Below are 13,149 nucleotides of genomic sequence, written 5' to 3' on the forward strand. Positions count from 1 at the left end.
TATGTTAATTTTTAAATTGTGAATGTAATTTTTCTAAAGCCACATACATTGCGATAGATACCGTATTTGATAGATTAAGGCTTCGAACTCCTCGATTATACATAGGTATTGTTAACTTATGTGCTTTTTGATTGGAAATTTCTTTTTCAATAAGTTCATTTGGAATCCCAAATGTTTCAGCTCCAAATACCAACACATCGCCAGGTAAAAAAGAAAAATTTATTGGGGATTTTTCTCCTCCAGTTTCTATAAAAATCAAGCGACGTTGTGATCTGGTTTTTAAAAAAGCATCCCAATTTTCATGAATATACACGTCGACATGGTCCCAGTAATCAAGTCCGGCACGACGTAACGCTTTTTCTGTAATGGAAAAACCCATTGGTTCAATCAAATGCAAACGGCAAGAAAACGCTGCACACATTCTTGCAATAGTTCCTGTGTTGGGAGGAATTTGTGGGCAGTAAAGGGCCACTTCTGGATGAAACTTGAGGAGCGCATCGCGACTAAGAGGCTCTAAATAACCCGATTTTTCATAATTGAACTGAGGCGCTTGAAATAACACCTCATCGTGTTGTGAAAGCAGGTCCAAACCATCGCGATAAACTTTTTTTTTGTTTTGTTCCATTGTGTTCATTGATCTTGTTCCTTGATGTCTTTGTCATAAGAATCTAAGAGACCAGATACTGTTTGGAAGATTTCTGTAAGTCCAATTTTTTTATCAGAACTTGTCGTGATCACTTGACTTGGATGAAGTGCCAGATTTTTTGCATGAGTAAGGCGAATACCTTGCCATTTGCTTTTATGGATTTTGTCGCACTTTGTTTGAATTGCAATCACTTTTAAGCCTAGGTTTTGTAACCATCTTGATAACATTTCATCTTCTTTTTGCACGTCTCGCCTAATATCTATCAGCATGAATATTGCAAAAAGTCCTGGGCGTTCCTCAAAAAAGTAACGCATTGACTGTTCCCAATGAGCCCTTGTTTTATGGGGTGTTTCTGCATAACCATATCCAGGTAAATCAACAATAAAAAAAGCGTCTTTTTCTGCAGAAAAAAGATTGATAGTTTGTGTTCTACCTGGTGTGTGGCTGACTCGTGCCAATTGGTTATGCCCAGCCAAAAAGTTTAATAGAGAGCTTTTGCCAACATTACTTCTTCCGACGAGAGCAATTTCGGGTGCTGCCGAGGGAGGAAGATCACTATTTTTTAATCCAGAACATACGAACTCAATTCTTAGAGGAGTTGTTTTTTCTGATAGTTTCCAGATGAAGTCTGCGTTTGGTGTTTGTATCATACTCATGGGGATTTTCCCTTTCCCAAGGTTGCGTTTTACGAAGGGCAAGACTACATACAAACAACGGGGGATTCCAAGTGTCTTTTAGGATATTTTTAAATTTAATGTCACTGGAGGAAAAAATTTAATGTCTACAAATTATGATCTCATTGTTATTGGAAGCGGACCAGCGGGTTACGAAGGTGCAATTTATGGTAGCCAACTTGGTATGAAAGTTGCTTTGATTGAGAAAGAGCAAACGCTTGGTGGTACATGTTTGAATGTGGGTTGTATTCCCGCAAAATCCATGCTGCAGTCTGCTTTAATGTTAGAAAAAGCAAAAAAATTTGCAAGCTATGGAGTTAAAATTGCTGGTGCAGAAAATCCAGAACTCGACTTTCCGCAAGTCAATAAGAGACGCGATGAAATTGTAAAAACAATGACAAATGGCGTTAGTTACTTAATGAAAAAAAATAAAATTGATGTCATTCGTGGTTTTGGTTCCATAGCCGGAAAAGGTCAAGTTGATGTGACTGCAGACGGAAAAAAGACGTCATATACCTGTAAAAATATTTTAATTGCTACAGGTAGTCGTGCTCGTCATCTTCCGCATATTAAAGTGGATGGTAAAAATATTGTCACTTCAGAAGAAATTTGGGCTTGGGATAAAGTACCAGAAAGCATGGCAGTATTAGGTGGTGGGGTTATTGGTTGTGAATTTGCCTCAGCTTATGGCCGTTATGGTTCAAAAGTCACAATTCTTGAAATGGCAGATCAAATTTGTCCAACAGAAGACCATGAAACAGCAGCAGAACTCAGCAAAGCGCTAAAAAAACAAAACTGTGAAGTTTTGGTGAGTACTAAAACAAAGTCTATTGTCGCAAAAGGAAACAAGGTTGAAGTTCAGATAGAAGGCGAAAGTGCTCCCCGTATTTTTGATAAGGTATTGTTAAGTGTGGGACGTGCGCCAAATATAGAAAATATTGGACTCGAAAAAGTTGGTATTAAGTTAACAGATCGTGGTTTTATTGATGTTGACCTCAAAACATACCAAACATCAGTCCCTGGTATTTATGCTGTTGGAGATGTGATTCCAACTCCGCAACTTGCACATACTGGTTCGGCAGAGGCATTGTATGCTGTTGATATTATTGCTGGTAAAAAACGTCATCCCATTAACTACTTAACAAATCCAGCGGCAATTTATACTTATCCAGAAATTGCAAGCATTGGTTATACTGAAAATCAGTTAAAGAAAGCGGGTCGTAACTTCAAAGCAGCTAAGTTTCCATTTACTGCTATTGCTAAGGCTCGCATTGATGATGTAGCAGAAGGATTTTTAAAAATTTTGGTGGATCCAAAGTATGGCGAAGTTTTAGGTGTCCATATTGTTAATACCAAGGCTAGTGAAATGATTTCTGAGTTTGCCTTGGGTAATAACCTTGAGATGACGATTGAAGAGCTTGCGCATACAATTCATCCTCATCCAACTGTTTCAGAAATCATCAAAGAAGCAGCACATGCTGCCATGGGACATCCAATTAACATGTGATATGTTTGTTTTTGATAGAAAGAACAGTTTCAATAAGGATATGTGAAATATGGCTACTCAGAATGTTCTCATGCCACAAATGGGCGAATCAATTCAAGAAGGAACTTTAACGCGTTGGCACAAAAAACTTGGTGAAAGAGTGCAACGTGAAGAAATTTTATTTGAAATATCTACTGATAAAGTAGATACAGAAATCCCTTCGCCAGTCAGTGGTGTGTTGGTACAAATACTTGCAAAAGAAGGCGAAACAGTAAGCGTAAATTCTGTTGTCGCTGTGATAGATGATGCGGCATCACCTGGCGCAGTTGTGCAATCGCAACCTGCAGAGGAGAATACACGCTCGAGTCGTTCTAAACGCTCTCTTGAGTCTGTTGAACCACCTGCGGCAAGTGCTCCCTCATCAGAAAACTCCGCAAAAGTTTTGGCAAGTCCGTTGGCGCGAAAAATGGCGGAAGAACACGCTGTCGATCTCTCAAAGCTGCAAGGTTCAGGCGAAGGAAATAAAATTGTTAAAAATGATGTCCTGGCTGTGCTCGAATCGGGTGGTTCGGTATCACCGTTAGTGGCTTCTGCAGCTGCGGCAGCAAGCGCTCCTGTTAGCAAGGCTCCAGCTGAACATGTAAAATCGACCGGTGGCGCGTCTGAAGGAATTATTGATGGTGTGCGCGTCAACCGCGTGCCTATGAGTGGAATGCGCAAAAAAATTGCAGAACACATGGTGATGAGTAAGCGCACAAGCCCCCATGTCACGTCTGCTATAGAAATTGATCTGCAAAAAATCGTTAGTCTGCGTGCAAAATTTAAAGACAAATTTGAAGCAACACACGGATTTAAACTCACTTTTATGCCTTTCTTTTTGCATGCGGTGATTGAAGCCATTAAGGCTGTTCCCATTGTTAATGCAAGCGTAGATAATGACTCTATTCTTTATAAAAAAGATATTAACTTAGGTTGTGCTGTGGCGCTTGATTGGGGACTTATTGTTCCCGTAATCAAAAATGCAAGCGAGAGAAGTTTTGTTGGTTTAGGGCGAGAGCTTAATTTTTTAGCTGAAAAAGCTCGCAATAAAAAATTAGCTCCAGACGATGTTCGAGGTGGAACATTTTCAATAAGTAATTTTGGTGGTTTTGGAACGGTCATTGGACAACCAATTATCAATCAACCTCAGGTTGCAATATTTGGCATTGGCGCAATGCAAAAAAAAGCGGTTGTCATTGATGATGCCATTGCAATTAGAACAATGTCATTTTGTGTTCTAACTTTTGATCACCGTGTTATTGATGGTTCCGATAGTGGCAAATTTTTAAGCACAGTAAAAAATGTCATTGAAAATTGGAACGTACCTATTATTTAGTCACCCATAGCATATTAGAGCCCAAGTTTTTCTTCTTGGGCGTTTTGGAAATTAAAAAAATGAAAAGATATATTGTTCTTGTTTTTATTTTATTTTTTTCTGTATCTGCTCATGCCGTGCAAAAAGTATGTATGATTTTAGATAGAGGCGGAAAAGATGACAAATCATTTAACCAATCAGCGGTTGAAGGGTTTGTGCAAGCGCTAGAAACGTTAAATATTTCTAAAGAAAGTAAATTTTTAGAAACAAAATCAGATGAGCAAATTCCGCAATTTCTTCGCGCCTTTTCGCTCGATCCAAGCTGTGGACTTATTATCACAGTTGGTTTTAATCCTTCGAGTTATGTAAAAAACTTTGCCGAAAAATTTGCAAACAAAAAATACTTAGCCATTGATCAAGAAGTTTTGTCAAAAAATAATAATGTGAGATCTGCATTATTTCGAGAAGATCAGGGTGCTTTTTTAATGGGCAGTATTGCTGCCATGAAATCAAAAACAAAAAGCGTAGGAATTATTGGCGGCATGGATGTGCCAATGATGAAGCGTTTTGCCCTGGCATACGAAGCAGGTGCAAAATATGTTGCCCCAAAAATTCAAGTATACAGTGGTGTTGTTGGAACAGCTCCAACTGCTTGGAATAATCCTACCAAAGCGAAGGAAATTGCATTGCTGCAATATGAAAATGGCGTTGATGTGATTTTTCAGGTCGCAGGCCCTTCTGGGCAAGGGATATTTGATGCTGCAAAACAACTTAACATGTCAAAAAAATCTGAAAAAAAACATTATGCAATTGGGGTTGATTCAAATCAAAATGAATTAGCGCCAGGAATTGTGATCACCAGTATGGTGAAGCATGTTAATATTGCAGTTTATACAGCAATTAAAGATTTTGTCGATGACAAATTTTCTGCAGAAGTGAAACATTTCGATTTGCGAAATGGTGGTATTGACTGGGCTTTTGATAAATATAACCGCTCCATCATTAGTCAATTTGAAATCAAAAAAATCAACCGCATTCGCGCAGAAATTATTGATGGCAAAATAAAAGTTCCTGACTACTATGAAACTGTAAAAAAACAAAAACAAAAAATTTAATAACAATCAAAAATGTAAACAAAAAATTCTTTTGTTTACATTTTTTGTGGTGCTGGTATTCCAAGTAGTTTTAAGCCTTGTTGAATAATTGCTTGTGTAATTTTTACCAATTTCAAACGACTTTGTTTGGCGTTGTGTTCGGCGCTTCGAATAGGGCAATTTTCATAAAAGCGGTTAAAACTTTTTGCTAGGTCATAAAGGTAAGTTGCAATTAATGAAGGACGGTACTGCTGAGCGGCGAGCAAGACATGATCATGAAAACGTGACAATAAAAACAACAATTCTTTTTCATATCCTTCAGTCAAACAAAATTCGATTTTGTTTGCAGGAATGCCAATTTTTTCGATAATACTTGAACAACGTGCATGGACATATTGCAGGTAAGGTCCAGTTTCCCCATCAAGCTTTAACCATTCTGTTAATGAAAAATTAATTTGAGTTGTGTTATCGACTCTTAACATTCCATATTTTAATGCACCAATTGTAATATTTTCTGCTGTGCGTGTTATGTCTTCGTCAAGCCAATTACCGCGATACCGTTGCAAATAATCAACTTTTACTTTTTCTTCCATTTTGTCTTTGAGATCCGTTAATTGCAAACCATTGAGCTGACGAGAGCTAAATGGTTTGCCATCTTCTGTATTAACAGTTTCATAAGATAGATGTGATGATTTTGCTGCTTGCGGATAACCCATAAGCTCTGCAATTTTAAATAATTGTTGAAAATGCAGCTTTTGTCTCGAATCAACGATATAAATTGATTTGGTCACTTCTGGGTCAGAAAATTTACGCATAATCAGATCGATATCTTTTGTTAGATACAAACCATTGCCATCTGATTTTAGGAGCATTGCAAAGCCAAGCTTCCACTGGCTTAAATCAATGCCTATGGCGCCATTGTCTTTAACAAAAAAACCTTCTTCATATTTTTTTTGTACTAATTGAATTGAGGGTTTTTCGCATTCACTTTCAAAGTACCACGCATCAAAATAAGAATTAAGCCAACTATAAATTGCTTTTAATTCGTCTAAGCTCCATTCTCTAGTTTTTTTCCAAAGTTCGTAATACATTCCAGAAGCATTGCTCAATTGTGCAAGAATTTCAGACATGTCTTTTTTGATTTCGGTTTCTAGCGGAGTGCCTTTGGCGGCTTTAAATGCATCATCTGCTTCTGCATACATTTGGCCAAGCCAACGGGTTTTTTGATCTGTTGGGAGCGCTTTTGGAGTGGGATGCGTGATGTACCATAAAATTTTTGCGACATGATTGCCAAGATCTCCCGGAAAAGTTGCACGCACAACTTTATGCCCTACGTATTGCAGTAAATTGCAGACAGCATCACCAAGCACAAGGCAGCGCAGGTGGCCAACGTGCATTGCTTTGTGAGTATTGGGTTGAGAATATTCAACAACAATTTTTTCTATTTCAGGTTTTGAGAGTAATGTTTTATGAAAATAATAGTTATTGTTGATTTCGTTATCAATATGTTCAGCCAAACGATTAAAGTTACAGAAAAAATTTAAATATGCCCCTTCGCTTTGCACGTGTTCAACAAAAAGTTTGGTTTTTTGATTGAGACGTTCAGAAAGCTCTAGAGCGATTTTTTGCGGAGGTTGTTTAAAAATTTTAGCATAAGGAAAACATGGGAGAGCGGCTTGTCCAAGAGAAAAGGTTGGGGGTGTTGATAAAGTTTGATAAATTTCAAGAATCGAAATTGATAAGCTCAGATTAAGTTTTTTACTTAAATCATTGAGTGCTTCATACGCGAGTGTCGCAATTTCTGATTTAAAAGGATCGTGCAATGTGGACATGATTCACCAATGGAAAATAATTAAAAAATAATTAAAGATTACTCATTAAAAATAGCGACTTGCCTTTTTAATGAAAGACAATATCTGGGTAGGCTATTTCAAAAAGTGCATAAAGTCTATATTTTAAGTGTTTTCTCACAATCATGGGCGAATTATTTCCGGTCAAATCTAGAAATTTCTTTCACATGTTCAACAGGAATAATCAAAAAATTTCTTTCTTGATGTTCTAAAAATTTTAGCAATTGGTTTTTTTCCATTTGATAATTACACATTGGAATATAAACTTTTTCAAAACCCAATTTTTGGACTTCTTGGATACGCGTTAAAATATGAGACACCATTCGTATTTCTCCAGAAAGACCGACTTCTCCAATGTATGCAGTTTTGGGAGGAAGGGGTTTGCCAAAGAGACTTGATGCTACGGCTGCTGCGGTTGCCAAATCAATAGCTGTTTCATAAATTTTAATTCCACCCATAATATTTGCATACACATCAACATTTGACAAAAAGAGTCCCGCGCGTTTTTCGAGGACTGCTAAAAGAATTGTAAAGCGATTGCTATCAAAACCAGTTGAAAGTCGTCTGGGCGAGGCAAATGATGTTTTTCCAACTAAAACTTGAACTTCAATCAGAATTGGTCGTGAGCCTTCCATACTGACTGAAATGGCAGTGCCTTCCCAATCCTTTTTATTTTCATCTAAAAAAACAGCACTTGGATTTGGAACGTCAACCAAGCCATGTCCTTGCATCGCAAAGACTCCAATTTCACCAGTTGAGCCAAAACGATTTTTCAATGCACGAAGAATACGATATCCACTGGATGCGTCGCCTTCAAGGTGTGTGACGGTGTCGACAAGGTGTTCGAGCACTTTAGGGCCTGCCACGGTGCCTTCTTTCGTAACATGACCAATGACAAAAGTTGAAATGTTTTGACTTTTGGCGTTTTGCATCAGTAAATTTGCGCATTCTTTAATTTGCGTTACGTTTCCTGGTGTTCCAGGCAGATCTGGGTTGTACACGGTTTGGATTGAATCCACGACAAGTACATGCGGCTTTAATTGCTTTGCAGCATCGAGTATGGTGTTGAGATTATTTTCGTTAGTAACAAGAATGTTATTATGTATGGCACCAATTCTTTCCGCTCTTAATTTTATTTGCGTACTGCTTTCTTCGCCGCTAGCATAGAGCACTTTAAAGCCTCTTTGCGCTAAGCCATACAATGCTTGAAGAAGCAACGTGGATTTGCCGACGCCTGGATCGCCACTGAGTAAAACAAGGCAGCCGTTGACAAGTCCGCCACCTAGCACGCGATCCAGTTCTGGTACTCCGCAAAAAACTCTTTTTTCAGATTTTTCTTCAACTTGTGGCAGTGGGACAACATGATGAGGATGAACTGCCAATTTATGATTTGATTTTTGGATCATCTCTTCGTGAATAGAATTCCAAGCATCACAATCTGGGCATTTGCCAAGCCATTTAGAATGAATTGCACCACAAGACGTGCACACAAATGCATGCTTTGAATAATTTTTCATAAAATTCCATAGGTTTTAATGTTTTATTTTTCGAAACAGCCAAGTACTTCGTAGTGTACAGTTTGACCGAACGAGTCGAATAAACAGAGTTTCTGTAATTTAAACCCACCTTTTAGCAATACCCATGTGTCACGAGCAAAACTTGCAGGATCACATGCAAGATATAATACTTGGGATTTTTTACTACAGATTTCAACAATTTTTTGCATTGTTTGGATACCACAACCCGATCGTGGTGGATCTATAATAATAATATTAGGTTCGTGAAATGTTTTGTCTGCACGCAATTTTAAATTAAATTGCTGTTCAATAAATTCAAAAACATCGGACACAATTCCTTCTATGGGTAATGTTTTATAATTGTTAATTAAAGAATCAATAGCCTCAGGAACGCCTTCGACTCCAATACAGCGAATTGGTAAATTGTATTTTTTTGCTAAAAAGTAGGGAATACCAGAAAAAACACCAGCACCGGCATAAAGATCCCAAGCTAAAAGAGTATCAGGATTATTATTGGATTGAGCTATTTTTTGTAAAAATTCTGCAACACTTTCTTTAATATGTTTGTAATAAGACTTAATACAATCTTTATGAGGTTGGATAAAACTTTGTTTTTTTAATTTAAAACGAGTGAGTTGAGGATGATTCATTGAAATCATTTGATCATTTTGAATTTCAAGTGTTTTTTCTAAAATTTTTTCAATTTGTTTTTTTTCTGCGGGATGATCAATATTTAGGCTTGTAATATTTAGAATAACTTTATCATCATCGCTTTCTGTGGCTTCAATTTCACATTCAAAGTTTTTACTTAAATTTTTTTCATTGATAATTTTTAAAGCCGTAATGAGATTATTTTTAATAGTTGGTATTTTATTATTTATTCTTTTAGATGTTATAAAACAAGAATTGATATCAGTGACCAAATTGGTTTGACTTGCTTTAAAACCCAAATTTTTACCATCAAAATGTAACCGGATTCTTCTTCTGTATGAGTCTTTGGGGAGATAGACAACTTCTAATTTTTTTTCGGCAAGTTCAATATTATAATTATCCCATTTGCCTATTCTTTTTAATGTTTCTAAAAACCATTGAGTTTTATATATTGTCTGCATTTCGTTTGAAACATGTTGTAGTTGGCAACCGCCACATCGAGAGACGTAACTGCAAGGAGGATTTACCCTAAAAGGTGATGCAATTTCAATTTTACAAATGGTCGCGTTTTTAAAATTTGATTTTTTAGAAGTAATTTCTATTTTGGCTGTTTCATTGGGGAGCATATTTTTAATAAACGTAATCACATTATTTTGATCACGTCCTATTGCCCTGCCATCAGTTGCAAGAGAATAAGAAGTCATCATTTCTTTTTCAAATTTTTTATTATTAATAATATTAGAAGTATTTTGTTTTGATTTATTCCGATGTTTTGATTTGTGCATTGTAATTAACTAACCTATTTTTTAGCAGTTGGCCAAGGCTGATCAAATTTAATAATAATTCTAGATTTGCCAATTTGAATTCTTGTTCCCTCAGATAAAGTTCCAACTTTAGAATTGTTTGCATCTTCTTCTGCAGTGTATTTTATGAGTGTCGGTTTTTCTTTCTCGCTGCCTATTATATTTGCATTTATAGTACCTTTTTGCATAACAATTTCAGAACCTGCAATTTTTCCAGGACTTCCCGTGCACTCTAAATTACCAGTAACAGTAAGATGAGAGGCTAAAATCGCTTTGTCAACTTTTATGTTTCCTTCAACAATAAAGCAACTCGATTGAATAAAAGAGACTTCAAGATTACCATTAATTTTTATAGCTGTTTTTTCATCGCTATTATTATTGGTTTGCACCCCTCCCTTGGCAATAACATTTCCCTGAACTTTAATATTTCCTGCAGTCCAAAACTGTTCCACGGTGAGATCTCCTTGAATGGTCCAATCGAGTAAACCCTGGAGGTCACATTTTACAACAACACTACACGGAAAAGTGACTTTGTGTATTTGATCGGGACGCACATCTTTCACTTCATACACTTCAGAAAAATCAATTTTACCGTCAGGTCCGATGATTGCTCTACCTCCTTTGTCACATTTTATTTCTCCGTTAGCATCTACGGTAAAATTAGGGTGAGTTGTGATTGTGACTTTTTTGATTTCTTTCTCAGGAGTTTTACTACTTTGAACTTTTGGTAGTTCTTGACCATAAATATTTTTTGCTAAGGATTCATCGCTCGCTTGTTTGATAATGCCAAACGGAATTCCTGGACGCACCAAGTCTTTTGGCATTGTATGTGGATTTAACCATTTAATCGTAGCAGGTTTTGCAGGAGAATAAGGGTTTCCTTGAAGTAAAATATAATTGGTGTTAAATGTTTTTTCTTTGGTTTCCGCGCATTTTTTTAAATCGGCAAAAGCAGTTTCTGTTGGTTTGGCTTTATATCCTAAACTTTCTAAGTAAGCACAAAGTTGCTCGTAACTTAATTTGGCAATAGAAGGATCAATCGGAGTTTTTGCTGGAATGTTTGCTTGCATGGCGTCTGGAGTATCGACAAGCTGAAATAATTTTTTATTTGATTGATTTTTTAGATTAGGTTTTTGGGGAGAAGCTTGGGTGTTCATTGAAATCTCCACATAATCGTAATTCAATTAAATAGTTTTTAATAAGCTTAACAGAAATAAACTTGCACTCCAAAACGTAAAAACCAAAACAGTCAAATATATTTTAAATAATCGAAAAATTAGTTAGAATTTGTTGTTAATTTTTGTAATTCATTATTTTCATATTTAATGAGTATTGTTTCACAGCGTCTTACAAGTACTTTTCCAGGAGCAAGGTTTTTTCTTTTTTCAATATCTGCTCGAGTTGCTATTTGAATTTCGGCGCTTTGGGCTTTACTGTGCTTTGAATGGTGAATTGCTAAAATGGCAGCTTCGCGAATCGCTTGCTGCGAAGGAGTTTTACTTCCTTTTAGTTTTTCAAGCCATACGTGGCTTCCTTCTCCTGTTAATACGTGAAGCCAAGTATGATTTGAGGGCATCATTTTGATCATTTTATCACCATCTTCGGCTGTTTTAGAGACACGAATTCTTTCTCCGGTTGTAGATAAATATTCGCGAAAAGGAAGACGCATTTCTGGATTGTTTTTTGCTTTATGTTTTGCGTCAACTTCTCTTAAGCTAATATCTAACATACGACAAAGACTCGATAATTTTGGTAAATCTTCTTTTTCTAATATGTAATCAACAGTATATTTTGCCATTTTTTGATGTTCTTGGCTATTAAATGTATTGTGAGCAGTATATTTTTGAATTAAATTTTTTAATTCATTTGAGCTTTCTGATATGAGTTGCTGAAAATCTTCTTCTGCTTTAATGCTTTCTGCAATTCGAGTAGTGAGTTCTTGTCGTCTTCTTTTTAGGGCGTCGATTTCTTTATGAATTTTACTGAGCAGATCTCCTGGTTTTTCAAATTTTTTGAGTGAATAAAAAGGGGGCATATTATATTCTTCTATAAACTGCGGAGGCACATACCAAATGAGAGAGGATTTTGGCCACAAATAAAGATTGGTTTTTAATCCTTCACTTTGCTTTTGTAAGCGAGAGATTTCGAGTGCATCGGGCAAATCAGCTTTTTGTTTTGCAATTCGACGGGCAAGAAACTGAAGACGAGTTCTTGCGCTGCGGCGTATGTGAGTAGGCAGAATTTCTAAAGCACCAGTTAAAGTATGAGTTGCTTGATGGAGTTTGATTAAATGAATATTTTTTTCAATGTTTGGAACAATATTTGGTTGTACTAATTTATTTGTATTCTCTGTCACTGTTTCGTTTAAAAGTAATGGACAATAAGAAATAAACGGCAGAGTAAAGCATGCTCTTTTTTTGGTTTTGGTATTATTTTCACTCCATTCACACCAGCTTTCAAAAAATTCTTGTGAATGATTAAAATTATGTCCCAGTTCTTCAACATACCTTTCAGGAATTTTTGCAAATTTTTTAGCTAAAATAATTCTTGGCGGTTTATGATCCAAATCAAGGATAAGGCAATTTGGTCCATTTTGTAATTCTTCAAAATTTTCAGCCTTAGAGTTTGCTTCACCAAACTCAAGAACAACAGTAATAGGTGAAATTGTCGCATAGGATGAGACAACTCTTCTTCCTTGAAGGTATTTGCGCGTGATTTGCACAATAGAGTTTGGTTTTTTAAGTGGAATAGGTTTTAGGTGGGTTGTAGAAATACCACTTTCTCCTTTTTTCATGCTTAATAGAACTGTAGATTTGTCATCTCCAGGTTTATAGACGCTCAAAATTAGGTAACCATGTTCTGATGCGGTAATTTTTTGTAAAGACGTGTTTAAAACACGCAATAATGGTTCAGCAAACTTTTTAGTCCATATTTTTAATTGCGCAAAATTTGTTTTGTTTTCTTGCGACGATGTATTTTGAATGTTGATTTCTTTCACTGTTTTTCTTCCTGTACAACTCTTTCAACTTTTCGCTGTTGACGACATTAATCCTTACAGTATTGTTGCAAGTGTG

The 13,149-nt window shown here is 36.3% G+C and carries 10 protein-coding genes; 3 read left to right on the forward strand and 7 right to left on the reverse strand.

The features are described from left to right. Positions 1–4 precede the first annotated feature (4 nt). Together Spiro2_RS05330 and yihA are read right to left on the reverse strand one after the other, a co-directional pair. Positions 5–634 (reverse strand): tRNA (cytidine(34)-2'-O)-methyltransferase, encoded by a 630-nt coding sequence (locus Spiro2_RS05330; protein ID WP_338637541.1) that lies wholly within the window; start codon positions 632–634, stop codon positions 5–7. Next, positions 631–1,302 carry a ribosome biogenesis GTP-binding protein YihA/YsxC gene (gene yihA, locus Spiro2_RS05335; protein ID WP_338637543.1) on the reverse strand — a complete coding sequence of 224 codons (672 nt, stop codon included), beginning with the start codon at positions 1,300–1,302 and terminating at the stop codon, positions 631–633. The genes Spiro2_RS05330 and yihA overlap by 4 nt, the downstream gene beginning before the upstream one ends. Positions 1,303–1,423: 121 nt before the next feature. On the opposite strand from yihA, the gene lpdA reads away from it, so the two are divergent. Genes lpdA through Spiro2_RS05350 form a run of 3 tightly spaced genes read left to right on the forward strand, consistent with a single transcriptional unit; the run spans position 1,424 to position 5,275 of the window. Then, positions 1,424–2,827, forward strand: a complete 1,404-nt coding sequence (gene lpdA, locus Spiro2_RS05340) for a dihydrolipoyl dehydrogenase (RefSeq protein ID WP_338637544.1) — start codon at positions 1,424–1,426, stop codon at positions 2,825–2,827. Positions 2,828–2,876: 49 nt separating this feature from the next. Further along, positions 2,877–4,181 carry a dihydrolipoamide acetyltransferase family protein gene (locus Spiro2_RS05345; RefSeq protein WP_338637546.1) on the forward strand — a complete coding sequence of 435 codons (1,305 nt, stop codon included), beginning with the start codon at positions 2,877–2,879 and terminating at the stop codon, positions 4,179–4,181. A 59-nt stretch (positions 4,182–4,240) separates the two neighbouring features. Beyond that, complete coding sequence (locus Spiro2_RS05350) at positions 4,241–5,275, forward strand: BMP family ABC transporter substrate-binding protein (protein ID WP_338637547.1); 1,035 nt, start codon at positions 4,241–4,243, stop codon at positions 5,273–5,275. Positions 5,276–5,310: 35 nt separating this feature from the next. On the opposite strand, the gene argS is transcribed toward Spiro2_RS05350, so the two are convergent. The 5 genes from argS to Spiro2_RS05375 all read right to left on the reverse strand — a co-directional run bounded on the left by argS (position 5,311) and on the right by Spiro2_RS05375 (position 13,073). Continuing rightward, complete coding sequence (gene argS / locus Spiro2_RS05355; protein WP_338637548.1) at positions 5,311–7,086, reverse strand: arginine--tRNA ligase; 1,776 nt, start codon at positions 7,084–7,086, stop codon at positions 5,311–5,313. A 152-nt stretch (positions 7,087–7,238) separates the two neighbouring features. Then, positions 7,239–8,621 carry a DNA repair protein RadA gene (radA, locus tag Spiro2_RS05360; RefSeq protein WP_338637549.1) on the reverse strand — a complete coding sequence of 461 codons (1,383 nt, stop codon included), beginning with the start codon at positions 8,619–8,621 and terminating at the stop codon, positions 7,239–7,241. Positions 8,622–8,644: 23 nt separating this feature from the next. After that, on the reverse strand, positions 8,645–10,057 hold the full coding sequence (locus Spiro2_RS05365; protein WP_338637550.1) for a class I SAM-dependent RNA methyltransferase: 1,413 nt from the start codon (positions 10,055–10,057) through the stop codon (positions 8,645–8,647). A 14-nt stretch (positions 10,058–10,071) separates the two neighbouring features. Then, complete coding sequence (locus tag Spiro2_RS05370; protein ID WP_338637551.1) at positions 10,072–11,232, reverse strand: FapA family protein; 1,161 nt, start codon at positions 11,230–11,232, stop codon at positions 10,072–10,074. 119 nt (positions 11,233–11,351) lie between these two features. Further along, positions 11,352–13,073: a hypothetical protein gene (locus tag Spiro2_RS05375; protein WP_338637552.1), complete on the reverse strand. Its 1,722-nt coding sequence runs from the start codon at positions 13,071–13,073 to the stop codon at positions 11,352–11,354. Between the last annotated feature and the right edge of the window lie 76 nt (positions 13,074–13,149).

Source organism: Spirobacillus cienkowskii (genome assembly GCF_037081835.1).
Classification (GTDB): Bacteria; Bdellovibrionota_B; Oligoflexia; order Silvanigrellales; family Silvanigrellaceae; genus Silvanigrella; species Silvanigrella cienkowskii.